The organism is Streptomyces panaciradicis (assembly GCF_023516615.1).
In the GTDB taxonomy this organism is placed as follows: Bacteria; Actinomycetota; Actinomycetes; order Streptomycetales; family Streptomycetaceae; genus Streptomyces; species Streptomyces panaciradicis.
This window is the reverse complement of the sequence record NZ_JAMGBF010000023.1, coordinates 119,326-136,260: the sequence shown is the minus strand read 5'-3', so window position 1 is coordinate 136,260 and position 16,935 is coordinate 119,326. Positions and strand designations below refer to the sequence as shown.

General features: G+C 73.3%; 12 protein-coding genes. 8 read left to right on the top strand and 4 right to left on the bottom strand.

Translation table 11 applies throughout. The features are described from left to right. Positions 1-14: 14 nt before the first annotated feature. On the bottom strand, positions 15-3,032 hold the full coding sequence (locus tag M8J74_RS11035) for an AfsR/SARP family transcriptional regulator (protein ID WP_249836195.1): 3,018 nt from the start codon (positions 3,030-3,032) through the stop codon (positions 15-17). A gap of 110 nt (positions 3,033-3,142) precedes the next feature. Beyond that, complete coding sequence (gene rpmB / locus M8J74_RS11030; protein WP_003993230.1) at positions 3,143-3,328, bottom strand: 50S ribosomal protein L28; 186 nt, start codon at positions 3,326-3,328, stop codon at positions 3,143-3,145. Positions 3,329-3,587: 259 nt separating this feature from the next. On the opposite strand from rpmB, the gene M8J74_RS11025 reads away from it, so the two are divergent. Further along, positions 3,588-5,315, top strand: coding sequence for a DAK2 domain-containing protein (locus M8J74_RS11025; protein WP_249836194.1), 1,728 nt, complete (start codon positions 3,588-3,590; stop codon positions 5,313-5,315). Positions 5,316-5,597: 282 nt separating this feature from the next. Here M8J74_RS11025 and M8J74_RS11020 read toward each other — a convergent pair whose 3' ends face one another. Together M8J74_RS11020 and M8J74_RS11015 are read right to left on the bottom strand one after the other, a co-directional pair. Then, positions 5,598-8,537 (bottom strand): tetratricopeptide repeat protein, encoded by a 2,940-nt coding sequence (locus tag M8J74_RS11020; RefSeq protein ID WP_249836193.1) that lies wholly within the window; start codon positions 8,535-8,537, stop codon positions 5,598-5,600. Further along, on the bottom strand, positions 8,537-10,417 hold the full coding sequence (locus tag M8J74_RS11015; protein ID WP_249836192.1) for an HSP90 family protein: 1,881 nt from the start codon (positions 10,415-10,417) through the stop codon (positions 8,537-8,539). Before M8J74_RS11015 ends, M8J74_RS11020 begins: the two co-directional genes overlap by 1 nt. Before the next feature lie 165 nt (positions 10,418-10,582). Here M8J74_RS11015 and recG point away from each other — a divergent pair, with 165 nt between their 5' ends. The 7 genes from recG to rnc all read left to right on the top strand — a co-directional run bounded on the left by recG (position 10,583) and on the right by rnc (position 16,849). After that, positions 10,583-12,790, top strand: a complete 2,208-nt coding sequence (recG, locus tag M8J74_RS11010; RefSeq protein ID WP_249836191.1) for an ATP-dependent DNA helicase RecG — start codon at positions 10,583-10,585, stop codon at positions 12,788-12,790. Further along, positions 12,787-13,431 carry a 16S rRNA (guanine(966)-N(2))-methyltransferase RsmD gene (gene rsmD, locus M8J74_RS11005; protein WP_308406033.1) on the top strand — a complete coding sequence of 215 codons (645 nt, stop codon included), beginning with the start codon at positions 12,787-12,789 and terminating at the stop codon, positions 13,429-13,431. Before recG ends, rsmD begins: the two co-directional genes overlap by 4 nt. 26 nt (positions 13,432-13,457) lie before the next feature. After that, entirely contained in the window at positions 13,458-13,937 is a 480-nt protein-coding gene (coaD, locus tag M8J74_RS11000; RefSeq protein ID WP_058922952.1) for a pantetheine-phosphate adenylyltransferase, read from the top strand. Positions 13,938-13,995: 58 nt separating this feature from the next. Next, positions 13,996-15,051, top strand: coding sequence for a F0F1 ATP synthase subunit B (locus M8J74_RS10995; protein ID WP_249836189.1), 1,056 nt, complete (start codon positions 13,996-13,998; stop codon positions 15,049-15,051). A gap of 133 nt (positions 15,052-15,184) precedes the next feature. Further along, entirely contained in the window at positions 15,185-15,829 is a 645-nt protein-coding gene (locus M8J74_RS10990) for a YceD family protein (RefSeq protein ID WP_058922950.1), read from the top strand. Positions 15,830-15,831: 2 nt separating this feature from the next. After that, positions 15,832-16,005 (top strand): 50S ribosomal protein L32, encoded by a 174-nt coding sequence (gene rpmF, locus M8J74_RS10985; protein WP_003951102.1) that lies wholly within the window; start codon positions 15,832-15,834, stop codon positions 16,003-16,005. Between the two features lie 7 nt (positions 16,006-16,012). Continuing rightward, positions 16,013-16,849, top strand: a complete 837-nt coding sequence (gene rnc / locus M8J74_RS10980; RefSeq protein ID WP_249836188.1) for a ribonuclease III — start codon at positions 16,013-16,015, stop codon at positions 16,847-16,849. The last annotated feature ends 86 nt before the right edge of the window (positions 16,850-16,935 follow it).

Here is a 16,935-nt window from a genome sequence, read left to right as displayed (position 1 = left end):
CGCTGACCGTCCCCCTACCGTTCGCTGACCGCCGCCGCCCGCAGGGCGCGCCCCCGGTCGAAGGCATCGTCGTAGCCTCGCGCGGACAGATGCGCGCGCGTGGCTCGCTCGGTGCGTACGACGTCCGGGGCGACGGCGTTGCCCGCGCCCCGCAGGGCGGCCGCCGCGCCGAGCAGCTCGGCGGCCCGCTCCGGGGCGCCGGCGACGGACGCCAGGGCCTCGGCCGCGTCGGCGAGTTCCAGGTCGCCCGGCCCCTCACCGGCGAGATCGGCGGCCTGCCGGAACCAGTCGACGGCCTCCTCGGTGTGCCCCTCGGCGGCGGCCGTGCGCCCGAGCCCGATGAGGGCGCGGACGGTCTCGCCGACGCTGAACCAGTTGGCGGCGCACTGCCCGAGGGCGTCCTCGTAGTGCACGCGCGCGCGTGCCGTGTCCCCGGCCAGCCGGGCCGCGTCGCCCAGGCCGCGCCGGGCGGCCGCCACCTTGTCGGGCAGCCCGGCGCCGCGCGCGAGCGCCAGTGCCTCCTCGAAGTGGTTTGCGGCAGCGGCCGTGTCGCCCCGGTGCAGCAGGACGGTGGCCCGGCTGCGCAGCAGATCGGCGGTCTCCTCGGGCGCGGCCAGCTCCCGCACGTGGGCCAGCCCCTCGTCGAGCAGTTCCAGGGCCCGCTCGGTCTCGCCGCGCGCGTGGGCGTACATGCCGAGCGGGTCCAGGCAGTTGGCCATGCCCCAGCGGTCACCGGTGGCCCGGTACCTGTGGAGCGCCCGCGTGAAGCACTCCTCGGCCTCCCGCGGCCGCCCCGCGAACTGCGCCCGGAAGCCGAAGCCGACGTCGAGCAGGGCGTTGGCCCAGGGGGAGTCGCCGGCCAGGGTGCGGGCGTGTGTGTCGGTGGAGGGCCGCGGACCGGCCGCGACCGCCCACAGCACGAGGACGTACGGCAGCCGCAACGGCGCCCGGTAGGCCATGAGGACGTCGTCCACGCGCGCGATGAGGTCCGGTTCCTCGCCCGCCCCGGACAGCGCGTTGATCGCGCACAGGACGTATTCCTCCTCCAGCCCGGGCGGCGGCTTCTGCCCGACGGCGGCCAGCAACTCCCGTGCGGTCGCGACCCGTTCGCCGTGCACCCCGCGCAGCCGCCAGAACCAGGACAGGGTTCCCATCAGGCGCAGGGCGGCGGCGGGGTCGTGGTGCACGAGGTGGCGCAGCGCCGCGTCGAGATCGGCGCGCTCGGCGGTCAGCCGGGTCAGCCAGGTCAGCTGCCCGGCGCCGCGCAGGTGCGGTTCCGCCCGCTCGGCCAGCCGCAGGAACCAGGCGGCGTGGGCGTCCGCGAGGTCGGGCGCACCTTCGCTCGCGAACGCCCGGATCGTCTCCAGCATCCGGTACCGCCCCTCGGACACCTCCAGGAACGACTTCTCGACCAGCGACGCCAGTACGTCCTCCGGATACGGCAGCCCGCACACCGCCTCGACGGCCTCCAGGGTCGTGCCCCCGGAGAACACCGTCAGCCGCCGGGCCAGCTCCCGCTCCTCCTCGTCCAGCAGGTCCCAGCTCCACTCGACGACCGCGCGCAGGGTGCGGTGCCGGGCCGCCTTGGAGCGGTCACCGCGCGAGAGCAGCCGGAACCGGTCGTCGAGGCGGTCGGCCAGCTCGTCCGGCGTCAGCGTGCGCAGCCGGGCCGCCGCCAGTTCGATGGCGAGGGGCAGCCCGTCGAGGGCGGCGCAGATGTCGGCCACGCGCGCGTGGCCGTCGAAATCCGCGCGCACGGCCCGGGCCCGGTCGAGGAAGAGCCGGACGGCCGGCTCGCGCGGCAGCGGCGGCACGGGGACCAGCACCTCACCGGTGAGCCCTAGGGACTCGCGGCTGGTGGCGAGGATCCGCACGCCCGGGCAGGTGGACAGGAGCAGCGAGGCCAGCCGGGCCGCGTCCTCGACGAGATGCTCGCAGTTGTCGAGGACCAGCAGCAGCTCGCGGTCCTCCAGGGCGGCGAGCAGACGGTCGGTGACGTCGGTGGCCGGCGACCGGAAGCCGTCACGCGTCCCGAGCGCGGCCAGCACGGCGTACGCGATCCGCCCGCCGTCCGCGAGGGGTGCGAGCTCGACGAAGCAGGGGGCGGGGGCCCGGTCCGGTGCGGCGCCCGCCTCGATCGCCGGCCGTGTCCTGGCGGCGGCCGCCTCGATGGCCAGGCGGGTCTTTCCCGCTCCGCCCGGGCCGGTGAGGGTGACCAGGCGGTGGGCGGTGAGCAGGGCGGCGATGCGGGCGAGTTCGGGCTCGCGGCCGACGAACCGGGTGAGCTGGACCGGCAGGCGCGGGCGCTGGGGCTCGGCCCCCTGGAGCAGCTCCAGGTGCAGCGCCGCCAGTTCGGGCGAGGGGTCGGCGCCCAGTTCGTCGGCGAGCGTCCGCCGGGCCTGCTCGTACACCGTCAGCGCCTCCGCCGGGCGTCCGTCGGCCCGCAGGGCCCGCATCAGCTGCCCGTACAGCCGCTCGCTCAGCGGGTGGGCGGCGAGCAGCGCCCGCAGCTCCGGTACGAGTCCGGGGCCGCCGCCGAGCGCGAGCTCGGCCTCGATCCGGTCCTGCGCGGCGAAGAGCCTCAGTTCCTCCAGCCGCGCGGCCTCGGCCCGGGCGTCCGGGAGGTCGGCCAGCGCCGGCCCCCGCCACAGGGCGAGAGCCTGTGCGAAGAGTGCCGCTGCCTGCCGGGGATCCGCGGCGAGGGCACGACCCCGCGCGGTCAGCTCCTCGAACCGGTGGGCGTCGACGGTGTCGGGGGCGGTGACGATGCGGTAGCCGGCCGGGGTCGCCTCGATCGCGGTGTGCGGGGCGAGCCGGCGGCGCAGGCGGGAGATCTGCGACTGGAGCGCGTTCGCCGCTCCGGCGGGCGGCCGGGTGCCGTACAGGCCGTCCACGAGGCGCTGGGCGGAGACCGTGCGGCCCGCGTCGAGGAGCAGGAGCGTCAGCAGGGCGCGGGGGCGGGGGCCGCCGGGGTCGACGGGGGTGCCGTCGTCGGTGCGGACCTCCAGCGGGCCCAGGATCCCGAAGCGCATGCGCCCAGCTTGTCAGGTCCACCGCCGGGCACGGCAAAAAGCCGGCCCACCTCTCGGTGGACCGGCTCAGTGCAGCGAACCAGCAGTGGCCGCGCGCTCAGCTGTGGGCGTCAGCGCGAGACCTTGCCGGCCTTGATGCACGAGGTGCAAGCGTTCACGCGCTTCGGCGTCCCGCCGACCACGGTACGGACGCGCTGGATGTTCGGGTTCCAGCGACGGGACGTACGGCGGTGCGAGTGCGAGATGTTGTTGCCGAAGCCCGGCCCCTTGCCGCAGACGTCGCAGTTGGCAGCCACGGGTCACTCCAAAGACTTCAGATGCACTTACGGTTGAGTCCCGGCATGCCGGGATCGAGATCGCAGGATCAATGATCTGAGTGGCGTTGCCAGGGGTGGGAAAGCCCGATCTGCATCGGGCAACCGGAGCAGCATACAACGACTGCGCCAGTACAACGAAACTACCATGGCTGCTCAGGGGCCCGGCCCCGGCCCTCTTCCGGCGGACACCGGTCCGCGGTCTACGCTGCGTCCAGTCCAGCAGCTCAAGGAGGCGCAGGTGGCCCAGGTGCCGCAGACATTCCTCGATGCTCTCGCGGTGCGCACCTGGTGCGGCCTCGCGCTGGAGGCGCTCGGCAGGGCCCGCGAGGAGATCGACGCGATCAACGTGTACCCCGTGGCCGACGGGGACACCGGCACCAATCTGTACCTGACCGTGGAGTCCGCCGTCGCGGCGGTCGAGGCCGTCTTCGCCGCCCACGAGGTGGACTCCCGGGCCCCCGGGAAGCCGGCGCTGGCCGACGCCGTGCGCGCGATGGCGCACGGTGCCCTGATCGGCGCGCAGGGCAACTCCGGGACGATCCTCGCCCAGTTGCTGCGCGGCATGACCCAGGTCCTCGCCGTCGACGGTGAGACGCCTCACACCGACGGCGCCGGCCTGCGGCTCGCCCTGCGGCACGCCGCCGACTCCGCCCGCCAGGCCGTCGCGCATCCCGTCGAGGGCACGGTCCTGTCGGTCGCCGCGGCCGCCGCGGACGCGGCCCACGCGGCCGAGGGCGACTGCGGGACGGTGGCGCGGGCCGCCTACGAAGGCGCGCGCGCCGCCCTCGCCGCGACCCCGGGGCAGCTGGCCGTGCTCAGACGCGCCGGGGTGGTGGACGCCGGCGGGCGGGGGCTGGTGGCGGTGCTCGGGGCGCTGGTGGAGACGTTCACGGGGGAGACGCCGAGGCCGGTCGCGGCCGCCGCGGACCCGACGGACACCGCCGAGGAGCCCGACGACGGCGCCATGAGTCCCCACGCGCGCGTGGAGGGCGGCTCGGACGCCGTCGGCGCATGCGCGACGGGCACCCCCGCCACGGACGAGAACGGTCCCGCCTTCGAGGTGATCTACCTCCTGGAGGCCGGGGACACGGCCGTCGCCCGGCTGCGGGAGCGGCTGGACGCGCTCGGGGACTCCCTGGTCGTCGTCGGCGGCGACGGACTGTGGAACGTGCACGTCCACGTGGACGACGCGGGCGCCGCCGTCGAGGCGGGCGTCGAGGCCGGGCGGCCGTACCGCATCCGGATCACCCACTTCGGCGCCGGGGACGTCCACACGGCCCGCGGCGAGCGGCCGCCGCGGCCCAGGGCCCAGCGCGCGGTGGTGGCCGTCGTGCCCGGCGAGGGCCTGGCCGGGCTGTACGGCGAGGCCGGGGCCACCACCGTCCTCGCCCGTCCCGGCGAGCCGCCCGCGAGCGGCGAACTCGTCCAGGCCGTACGACGGGCCCACGCGCGCGAGGTCGTGCTGCTGCCCAACGACGCCGAACTGCGGCACACCGCGGCCGCGGCGGCCGAGCAGGCCCGGACCGAGGGCGTCCGGGTGGCCCTGATCCCCACCCGCTCCGCGGTCCAGGGCATCGCCGCGCTCGCCGTGCACGAGCCGGAGCGCCGATTCGACGAGGACGTCGTGTCGATGACCTCGGCGGCCGGCGCCACCCGCTACGCCGAGGTCTGCGTCGCCGAGCGCCAGTCCTGGACGATGGCGGGCATCTGTCAGGCCGGTGACGTGCTCGGCCTCATCGAGGGGGACGTGGCCGTGATCGGCTCGGACGTCACCGCCGCCGCCGAGACCGTCCTGGACCGCATGCTCCAGGCCGGCGGCGAGCTGGTCACCCTGGTCCTCGGCGACGACGCGCCCGCCTCCATCGCCGACCACCTGGAGGCGCGCGTGCGGGAGACGCACCTCGCCGTGGACACGGTGGTCTACCGGGGCGGGCAGGGGGCCTTGCTGCTGATCGGCGTGGAGTGACGCCCGCCCGTTATCGCGCCTGCTGCTCCTCGGCCACCTGCAGCATCTGCTCCGCCTCCGCCCGCCGCGCCCGCGCCGTGGACACGGTGGTCTCCGGGGCGGCCAAGGGGCCTTGCTGCTGATCGGCGTGGAGTGACGCCCGCCCGTTATCGCGCCTGCTGCTCCTCGGCCACCTGCAGCATCTGCTCCGCCTCCGCCCGCCGCGCCCGCGCCGTGGACACGGTGGTCTCCGGGGCGGCCAAGGGGCCTTGCTGCTGATCGGCGTGGAGTGACGCCCGCCCGTTACCGCGCCTGCTGCTCCTCGGCCACCTGCAGCATCTGCTCCGCCTCCGCCCGCCGCGCCCGCGCCGTCTCCTCGGTGCCGTCCGCGCCGTCGTAGGCGGCGAGCACCGCACGCGCGCGTGCCGCCGCCCGCGCGGAGCGGCCGAGGTCGGTCTCCAGCCAGCCCGCGGCGAGTTCGGCGCCGGTCCGGCTGTCCAGGGCGCCCTCCCCGAGGGACGCGAACACCGCGGCGGCCTCGACGACATGGGACAGAGCCTCTTCGAGCGTGGCCCGGATCGCGTCGTCGTCGGCGTCCTCGGCGGCCGAGCGGGCCAGCAGGTCGCCGAACTGGCGGTGGGTGTGGCCGAGTTCGGCGACCAGCCGCTCCCGCGCCTCCTCGTCGTCCGCGGCGCCCGCCGCCGCCTCGCACTCGCCGACCGCGCCCGCCATGAGCGCGCGCGCCGCGTCCGCGCCGTCGTCCGCGCGCAGCGCCAGCCATGCGCGGGCCCGCAGAGAGCGCACCAGACCGTGGACGTTGCCCACCACACGCCACAGCTCGCCCGCGCGCGCGTACGCCTGCTCCGCCTCGGCCGACAGCCCCGCCGCTCCCAGCGACTCGGCGGCGAGGTGGGCGAGCGTGGCGTGGTCGTGCTGCTCGGGCCAGTGCCGGGCGATCTCGGCGGCCCGCAGCCGCCGGTCGGCCGCCTCCCGGTGCTCGCCCAGCTCGCTCAGGCAGTCGCCCAGCCACCACTGAGCCTGGACGACCGCCCCGTCGCCGTGCGTCTCCACGCTCAGGTCGGGCAGCGCCGACTCCAGCACCTCCGCGGCCTCGGCCCACCTGCCCTGCCGCAGCAGCAGCCCGCCCAGCTGGTGCCGCGCCCACGCGCCCAGCGTCGGACCCTCACCGGCCTCGTCGGCCCAGTGCGCGGCCTCCAGGGCGTGCTCGGCGGCCTCCACGGCCTGTCCCCGGCCGCCCAGCACCTCGGCCAGCTGCAGATGCAACTGCGCCCGCCCGACCGCCTCCAGATGCGGCCCGCCGTGCGCGAGGGCCGCCCGCAGCGCCCGCTCCGCCTCGGCGATGTCGCCCAGGTGGTGCGCCAGTCCGGCCAGCCGTGCCTCGTACTCCACCGCGAACCACGGCAGTCCCGCGCCCACGAACCCCGCCGAGGCCCGCCCGAACAACGCGACGGCCTCCTCGAGTTCCCCGCGCCGCACCGCCAGCTCCGCGAGCATGGCCCGCGCCTCCGCGTCCCGCGAGGCGATCCGCACGTCGTCGCCGTCGTACCCCCCGACGAACGCGAGCACCTCACGGACGGCCGTCTCGGCCTCGCCCAGAACCGTCTCGCGATCACCTTCCGGGGCCTCGTCCGACTCGACCACCCGGCGCATCAGGATCCGGGCCCGCCCCATCAGGACCGACGCCGTCTGGCGCACACCGGTGGCGTCGTCGGCGTACAGGGCGAGGATCTCGTCGTACGGCTCGGCGACGGCCGCCAGGGCCTCGTCCACCTGCCCCGTCAGGGCGCGTACGTACGCCGCACGCGTGCGCGCCGCCAGTGCCTCACCGGGGTCGCCCGCCGCCGCGTACAGCTCGGCGGCCCGCTCGAAGAGCTCGGCGCCCTCGGGACCCCGGTCCATCGCCTCGTGGTCGACGATCTCCGCCCGGTCACGGACGTCCAGTTCGACGCCCTCGGCGGCCCGGGCGACCGCCGCCCACGCCTCCACGGCGTGCGGCTGCAAGGTGTCCGACAGACGCCGGGCCTCGGCCAGCAGCGCGGGCAGATCCGGCGCGTCCGCCGCCGGTGCCGGCGGGACCGGCGCCGAAGGCACCGGCGCGGAGACCGGGCGCACCGCGCGCACACCGAGCGGCAGCCGGTCCGCCAGCGGACGCTGCGCCATGCGCGCGCGTGCCCGCTCACTCACATGCGCCGTGCCGTTGCGCTCGTCGAAGCGGGCCGCCAACGCCAGGGCCTCCGCACGCGCGTGCGTGGCCAGCTCGCCCGCGCGCCACGCCCGGCCCGCCGGCCCGGGCACCTCGCGGTCGCCGAGCCCCAGCTCGGTCAGCCGGTCCATGAGCAGCGCCACCACCGCCAGGAAGTCCATACGGCTGCGCGGATGCCCGGAGTCGGTGAAGTACGCCGGCCGCTCCGCGAGCAGCTCCAGGCCACGCGCCTCGTTGCCGGTCAGCGCGCAGAACTCCACATGGTCCGCGTACGCGGCCCGCATGCTCTCCATCGGCCGCACCAGCCGGAAGCCCCGCAGGTGGTGGGCGCGTGCCTCGCCCACGCGGCCCAGCCGCAGCAGCGGCACCAGGGACGAGGCGAGCACCGTGTGCGGCTCGTGCGCACAGGTGAAATCGCCCTCCAGGACCGGCCGCCACAGCAGCAGCGCCTCCGCGTCCCGCCCCCGCTCCGCCTGCCACCAGCCCTGCCCGTGCAGCTCGCAGGCATGGCAGTCGGCCATGCTGTCCCGGTCCGCCGCCAGCCAGGCGGCGTACGCCCGCTCCGCGCGCGGGACGTCACCGACGTGCGCGGCGACACTGAACTCGGCGCTGCGCACCGCCCTCTCCGAGTGCCCAGCGAGCCGGTAGCGGTGCTCCATCTCGCCGAGCCACTTCTCGATCGAGGCGAGCGGGACGTGCGGCTGGTCGAGCATGCCGGACGACATCCACTTGAACACCCAGTGCAGCGAGTGCGTCTCGTACTCGTCGAAGTCCTCCGGACGCTCGTCCCACATGCGCAGCAGACGTGCGAAGGGGACGAACATCTTGTCCTTCTCGGAGCTGTAGTTGTAGACCTTCAGCTGGTGCCCGAGCGCCTCGATCACGGCGAGCGGGATGCCCAGCCTCTCGGCCTCCGCGAGCAGCTGCTCCGCGCGCGCGTTGCGGGCGGGACCCTCCGGCCGTTCGGAGTTGACCGCCATCTCCCGGCGCAGGGAGTCGAAGTCCGTGATCTCAGCCATCAGCGGCCGTCCTCCCCATGTGCGGACTCTCCGTGCGAGGAGTCCCCGTGCGGGGACTCTCCGTGGGTGGCCCATTCCAGAAGGCCGAGGAACGCCCGGTTCAGCAAGGCGGTGTCCGCGGGCCTGAGCGGACGCTGCGCCATCAGCAGCGCCTGCCCGTACAGGGACTCCACGGCGGTGCCGATCAGCTCCGCGTCCCCCAGCGAAGCGATCCTGCGGACCAGCGGGTTCAAGTGGTTGAGCACCAGACGCGCGCGGGGGGCGCTGCCGCGCAGCGAGCCGAGGATCCCCGCCCACAGGTCGTCGGCCTGCTCCTCGGCCTCGGCACGGGCCTGTTCGTGCCGGGCCGAGCGGTCGTCGAGGTGGAGGGCGGGGACGGACAGGGGATGGAAGGCGCGCAGCACGATGTCGCACTGCACGGAGTCCAGCTTCGCCCGCGCCGCCGCCAGGAACCCCGACACCGCCAGCTCCTCCACCGGGTCCACCGCGTCCAGATGCGCCGTCACGGTGTCCGCGTCCAGCTCCGCGACCACCGTCCCCGGCCGCACCGAGGGCAGCGCCTCGACCAGCTCGCTGTCGTACGTGTAGCCGCCGTTGATCACCCCGACGCCCTGCGCGGACGCGATCGGCGCGACCTGCCGGTACTCCTCGACGGTCCGCGTGAAGTGCACCACCGCGTGCCGTTGCGCGAACTCCTCCAGGGACAGCCGCCCGTCGGTCGTCTCGAAGGGCAGCCACGGCAGCATCGTCCGCAGCATGTCCCTGTCGTGCCGCGCCAGCGACTTCACGCCCAGGTGGTGCACCGACAGGAAGGCCGCCAGCCGCTCCGGGTCCCCGGCCGCGAGCCCGGTCAGCCAGGCACGTATCCGCTCCCCGAGCGCCTCCCGCACGGCGGCCAGCGTCTCGTCCTCGTACAGCGACTCCCGCGAGGCCGTCGGCCGCAGGCTGTCCGTGTCCAGCACGCACCGCACGAAGAACGCCCAGTCGGGCAGCAGCTGTTCGGCCCGCTCCGTCAGCAGCATGCCCTTGAGGTGCACGCGATGCGTCGCCCGCTGCGCGGGGCTGACCGCCGAGGGCAGGACGTACGCCACACCCCGGATACCGGCGAGCGGCACGTCCAGCTCGATCGAGTCCAGCGGGGTGAAGCCGAACAGCTCGTGGCAGTGCCGGGCCAGCGCCACCCGCCGGCCCGCGGGGGAGACGTACGAGCGGTCCCAGGGCGCCGGCAGGTCGGTGACCGCCTCCTCGCCCACCCGTACGTCGTACGGCAGCAGAGCACCGAAGTCACGCGCCAGCGTCAGCACCCGCTCCGGCGCCAGCCACTCCCCGGCACCGGCCCGCGCCACCAGGTGCACGGTGGTGCCCGGTTCCGGCCGCGCCTCGGGAGCCAGCGTCCGCACCGTGTACGAACCGTCGTCGCTCGCCGTCCACTCCACGGGCAACGCGTCCGGCGTACGGGCGCTGCGGCTGACCACACGGATCCGCTCGGCCACCACGAAACAGGCCAGCAGACCGATGCCGAACTGCCCGAGGAAGTCGGAACGAGCCGCCTCCAGCCCCTCGGCCCGCTTGGAGCTGCGGCCGATGGTCGCCAGCAGGCTGTGCACGTCCGCCTCGGTGAGCCCGATGCCGCTGTCCTCGACCCGCAGCGACCCGGCCTCGGCGTACAGCCGCACCCGGGCCGGGGCGTCCGGCTGCTCGGCGCGCCGGGCGGTGATGGCGTCCACGGCGTTCTGCAGCAGCTCGCGCAGGTAGACCCTGGGACTGGAGTAGAGATGGTGCGAGAGCAGGTCCACCAGGCCGCGCAGGTCGACCTGGAAGGTGTGGGACGGCTGGGGTGACTGGGACGGCTGGGATGACTTCGAGGTCTGGGAGTCCATCGTCGCAGCGCCGGTGGGGGGACTTCGAACGGCGCGGGGTCGGGCGGTCCCTGGTGGGGAGGTGACCGCGGGGATGGCCGGAGCGCGCCATCCTAGAGCCCCGCCAGCCCGGCTGACCAGGGGTTTCCCGATACGTATACGGCAATGTCAGTGGCGTGGTGTGCAATGGATCTCGTGCCCGCACTGGAAGAACCACTGAAAAAGGTGCTCGGCCCCGCCACCGCGAAGGTGATGGCCGAGCATCTCGGCCTGCACACCGTCGGCGACCTCCTGCACCACTACCCGCGCAGATACGAGGAGCGCGGCCAGCTCACCCACCTCGCCGACCTGCCCATGGACGAGCACGTCACGGTGGTCGCCATGGTCGCCGACGCCCGTCTGCACACCTTCGCCTCCGCCAAGGCCCCCCGGGGCAAGGGCCAGCGGCTGGAGGTCACGATCACCGACGGCAGCGGCCGGCTCCAACTGGTCTTCTTCGGCAACGGCGTGCACAAGCCCCACAAGGAACTCCTGCCGGGCACCCGCGCGATGTTCTCCGGCAAGGTCTCCGTCTTCAACCGCCGCCTCCAACTCGCCCACCCCGCCTACGAACTGCTCCGGGGCGACAGCGAGGAGACGGTCGAGAGTTGGGCCGGCGCGCTGATCCCCCTCTACCCCGCCACCGCCAAGCTGGAGTCCTGGAAGATCGGCAAGGCGATCCAGACGGTCCTGCCCCGCGCGCAGGAAGCCGTGGACCCCCTCCCGCCCGGCCTCCGCGAGGGCCGCGGCCTGGTCACCCTCCCCGAGGCCCTGCTCAAGATCCACCGGCCGCACACCAAGGCCGACGTCGAGGACGCCCGCTCCCGCCTGAAGTGGGACGAGGCCTTCGTCCTCCAGGTCGCCCTCGCCCGCCGCCGCCACGCCGACGCCCAACTCCCGGCCGTGGCCCGCCGCCCCCGCCCCGACGGCCTCCTCACCGCCTTCGACGCCCGCCTCCCCTTCACCCTCACCGAGGGCCAGCAGAAGGTCTCGAAGGAAATCTTCGACGACCTCGCCACCGAACACCCGATGCACCGCCTGCTGCAGGGCGAGGTCGGAAGCGGGAAGACGATGGTGGCCCTGCGTGCCATGCTCGCCACCGTCGACGCCGGGGGGCAGGCGGCCATGCTCGCGCCCACCGAGGTGCTCGCGCAGCAGCACCACCGTTCCGTCGTGGAGATGATGGGCGAGCTGGCCGAGGGCGGCATGCTCGGCGGCGCGGAGCACGCCACGAAGGTCGTGCTGCTCACCGGATCGATGGGCATGGCCGGCCGCCGGCAGGCGATGCTGGACCTGGCCACCGGCGAGGCCGGCATCGTGATCGGCACGCACGCGCTCATCGAGGACAAGGTGCAGTTCCACGACCTCGGCCTGGTCGTCGTCGACGAACAGCACCGCTTCGGCGTCGAGCAGCGCGACGCCCTGCGCGGCAAGGGCAAGCAGCCCCCGCACCTGCTCGTGATGACGGCGACCCCCATCCCGCGCACGGTCGCCATGACCGTCTTCGGCGACCTGGAGACCTCCGTCCTCGACCAGCTCCCCGCGGGCCGCTCGCCCATCGCCTCGCACGTGGTGCCGGCCGCCGACAAACCCCACTTCCTGTCCCGCGCCTGGGAGCGGGTGCGCGAGGAGGTGGAGAACGGCCATCAGGCGTACGTCGTCTGCCCCCGCATCGGCGACGAGGAGGACGACCCCAAGAAGTCCGGCAAGAAGAAGTCCCCGGAGGACGAGGCGGAGAAGCGCCCGCCGCTCGCCGTCCTCGACGTGGCCGACCAGCTCGCCAAGGGCCCCCTCCAGGGCCTGCGGGTGGAGGTCCTGCACGGTCGTATGCACCCCGACGACAAGGACGCGGTGATGCGCCGCTTCGCCGCCGGCGACACCGACGTCCTGGTCGCCACGACGGTCATCGAGGTCGGCGTCAACGTCCCGAACGCGACCGCCATGGTGATCATGGACGCCGACCGCTTCGGCGTCTCCCAGCTCCACCAGCTGCGCGGCCGCGTGGGCCGCGGCTCGGCCCCCGGCCTGTGCCTGCTGGTCACCGAGATGCCGGAGGCCAGCGCGGCCCGCCAGCGGCTGAACGCGGTCGCCTCCACCCTCGACGGCTTCGAACTCTCCCGCATCGACCTGGAGCAGCGCCGCGAGGGCGACGTCCTGGGCCAGGCCCAGTCCGGCGCCCGCACCAGCCTGCGGGTCCTCGCGGTGATCGAGGACGAGGAGGTCATCGCTCAGGCGCGGGAGGAGGCGACGCGGGTGGTGAGCGCAGATCCCGAGCTGACGGAATTCCCCGGCCTGCGGGTCGCGTTGGACGCCCTCCTGGACGAGGAGAGGGAGCAGTACCTGGAGAAGGGGTGAGGGAGACTTCCCTCAGCCACACTGAACGTAAAGCCGCTCACCATCAAGGACCGAAGATGACCCGCGTGATCGCCGGCGCAGCCGGCGGACGCCGCCTGGCCGTGCCGCCCGGCAATGGCACCCGCCCCACCTCCGACCGCGCACGCGAGGGCCTCCTGTCCACCTGGCAGTCCCTCCTCGGCGGCCCTCTCGACGGCGAACGGGTCCTCGACCTGTACGCCGGCTCAGGGGCCGTCGGCCTGGAAGCCCTTTCCCGCGGCGCGAGCCACGCCCTCCTGGTCGAGGCCGACGCGAGGGCGGCCCGCGTCGTCCGGGAGAACGTCAGGAGCCTCGGCCTGCCCGGCGCCGAGGTCAGGGCGGGCAAGGCCGAGCAGATCGTCCAGTCGGCGCCGACGGCCCCGTACGACCTCGTCTTCCTGGACCCCCCGTACCGTGTGACGGATCACGATCTTCGCGAGATCCTGCTCACACTCCGCACTGAACACTGGCTCGCACCGGAGGCGATCGTCACCGTGGAGCGCAGCACCAGAGGCGGAGAATTCCGGTGGCCCGAGGGTTTCGACGCGGTCAAGGCCCGTCGCTACGGCGAGGGAACGTTTTGGTACGGTCGCGCCGCCTCTACGTGCGAAGACGCACGATGACCGGACCGGAGAGCGAGGGATCACTAGTGCGCCGCGCCGTCTGTCCCGGGTCGTTCGACCCGATCACCAACGGACACCTCGACATCATCTCCCGCGCCTCCCGCCTCTACGACGAGGTCTACGTCGCGGTGATGATCAACAAGTCCAAGAAGGGCCTGTTCGAGATCGACGAGCGGATCGACCTGATCCGCCAGGTCACCGCCGAGTACGGCAACGTGATCGTCGAGGCCTTCCACGGCCTGCTCGTCGACTACTGCAAGGAACGCGACATCCCGGCCATCGTCAAGGGACTGCGCGCGGTCAGTGACTTCGACTACGAGCTGCAGATGGCCCAGATGAACAACGGCCTGTCCGGTGTGGAGACCCTCTTCGTGCCGACGAACCCCACCTACAGCTTCCTGTCCTCCTCGCTCGTCAAGGAGGTCGCCACCTGGGGAGGCGACGTCTCCCACCTCGTACCGCCGACCGTTCTCGAAGCCCTGAACGCGCGCCTCCGCCAGGACTGAGGGGACTACAGTCGTCCCGTCCGTCTCCAACACATCGGTAGAGAGTGGCGAGCACACGGTGGACGTGCAGAAGAAGCTCGACGAGATCGTGGCCGCGGTCTCCGGCGCCCGGTCGATGCCCATGTCGGCCTCGTGCGTGGTCAACCGCGCCGAACTGCTCTCGATGCTGGAAGAGGTGCGCGCGGCGCTGCCCGACTCCCTCGCCCAGGCCCAGGAGCTGATCGGCGACCGTGCGCAGATGGTGGAGCAGGCCCGTCAGGAGGCCGAGCGGATCATCCAGGGCGCGCACGCCGAGCGCGGCTCGCTGATCTCCGACACCGAGATCGCCCGCCGTTCGCAGGCCGAGGCCGACCGGATCCTCGCCGAGGCCCGTCAGGAGGCCGAGGAGGTCCGCGCCGAGGCCGACGACTACGTCGACTCCAAGCTCGCCAACTTCGAGGTCGTCCTCACCAAGACCCTCGGCTCGGTCGGCCGCGGCCGCGAGAAGCTGCTCGGCACGGGTCCCGGCCTCGACGAGCAGGGCTACGAGGACGAGGACGCCCCCGAGCGCAGCCACGACCCGGAGATCCTGCGCAAGGACGCGGACGCCTACGTCGACGCCAAGCTGGGCGCCTTCGAGGCGGTCCTGGCCAAGACGCTGGAGGCGGTCGGCAAGGGCCGCGCCAAGCTGCACGGCCGGATCGCCACCGACGACCTCGGCGCCCTCGCCGACGACACCACGTCCTTCCAGCACTCCAGCGACGCCGACTACCTCGCCGACCTCGCCGCCCTCACCCAGCAGGACGCCCAGGCCGAGCAACAGCAGCAGCCCGTGCCGCAGCAGGAGTACGCCGAGCCGCAGCCGGCGTACGGCTACCAGCAGCAGACGGACCCGTACGCGGGCCAGTACCAGCAGCAACAGGGCTACGGCCAGCAGGACGCCTACGGCTACCAGCAGCAGGCCGACCCCTACGCCTACCAGGGCTACGACAACCAGCAGTACGACCCGAACCAGGCCCAGCACCCGCAGCAGCAGCCGCAGCAGTCGTACGCCCTCGACGAGACGAGCCTCTTCGACACCGGCATGATCACGCCGGAGCAGCTGAGGGCCTACGAGCAGGGCCGCGGCCAGTGAGGAACCACCGGATTGGGCCGTGAGCGAAAGGTCCAGTATCCTGGCTCTTCGGTCGCGCGTACGTCCGCGATCAACGCTGCCCGGGGACGACCCGAGGGCAGTGTCCCTCTGAGCTCGAAGATCGAAAGCAGGAATGGCTCCCAACGCTCGCCTCGACCATCGGAACCCTCTCGTGTTCGACACGCACGAGCTGGGTCGGCGTCCTGGTGCGCTGCTGCGGCTGACCCGCTCGATCGAAGCTCCCAAGGATCTCGGGATCCAGGGAGTCGTCGGAGTGCCGGAAGGCGCCCCGGTGGAGCTCGAACTCCGGCTCGAGTCGGTCATGGAAGGGGTGCTTGTCACAGGCACCGCCCGTGCACAGGCCGAGGGGGAGTGCGTAAGGTGTCTGGAGCCGCTTCAGCTGGACGTGGAAGCGGACTTCCAGGAGCTGTTCACGTACCCTGACGCCGACGACCGGGGCCGTGTGATCGCGGAACCGGGCGACGACGCCGAGGACGACGAGGACAGGTTCTTCCTCGAGGACGGACTTTTCGACCTCGAACCTCTGCTGCGCGATGCGGTGGTGCTCGCACTGCCGATGCAGCCGGTGTGCCAGGAAGACTGCCCGGGACTGTGCGCCGAGTGCGGTGCACGTCTCGCGGACGACCCGGACCACCACCACGACGCCGTCGACATCCGTTGGGCGGCTTTGCAGGGACTCGCCGGCACCATGCAGGACGGCGAGAAGGACGAGATGAGCGGCGCCGAACCGGGCGTCGACGAGAAGCAGGAGAAGTAGCCGTGGCTGTTCCGAAGCGGAAGATGTCGCGCAGCAACACGCGCCACCGCCGGTCGCAGTGGAAGGCTGCGGTCCCCACCCTGGTTGCGTGCGAGCGCTGCCACGAGCCCAAGCAGCAGCACATCGCGTGCCCGTCTTGCGGCACCTACAACAAGCGCCAGGTCCTCGAGGTCTGAGCGGCTGGTGAGAGGCACCGTGTCCACTGCCAAGAAGGCGGATGACGCCAAGGCGGACGCACCCGCCAAGAAGAAAGCGGACAACACGGCCTCGTCCCACACGCTTCTGGAAGGGCGGCTCGGGTACAAGCTCGAGTCCGCCCTTCTGGTGCGAGCGCTGACCCACCGTTCCTACGCGTACGAGAACGGCGGTCTGCCGACCAACGAGCGGCTGGAGTTCCTCGGGGACTCCGTGCTCGGTCTGGTCGTCACGGACACGCTGTACCGCACCCACCCCGACCTGCCCGAGGGCCAACTGGCCAAGCTGCGGGCCGCGGTGGTCAACTCTCGTGCGCTGGCGGAGGTCGGTCGCGGCCTGGAACTGGGCTCCTTCATCCGGCTGGGCCGCGGTGAAGAGGGCACGGGCGGGCGGGACAAGGCGTCCATCCTCGCCGACACCCTGGAAGCGGTGATCGGCGCGGTCTATCTCGACCAGGGTCTCGATGCGGCGAGCGAGCTCGTCCACCGGCTCTTCGACCCGCTGATCGAGAAGTCCTCCAACCTCGGAGCCGGCCTGGACTGGAAGACCAGTCTCCAGGAGCTCACCGCGACCGAGAGCCTCGGCGTGCCCGAGTACCTCGTCACGGAGACCGGCCCCGACCACGAGAAGACCTTCACTGCTGCCGCCCGCGTCGGAGGCGTCTCGTACGGCACCGGCACCGGCCGCAGCAAGAAGGAGGCGGAGCAGCAGGCTGCCGAGTCCGCATGGCGGTCCATCCGGGCCGCGGCGGACGAGCGCGCCCAGCAGGTGGCGGCCGAGAAGGCCGCCCAGGACGGCGAAGGCCCCAGCTCCGTCTCGGCCTGACAGAAGAGTCCGGCCCGGCAGAAGAGTCTTGTCCGACGTACAGCGCGTCCCGAGCGCCCGTCCCCGCCGTGGGGCGGGCGCTCGGA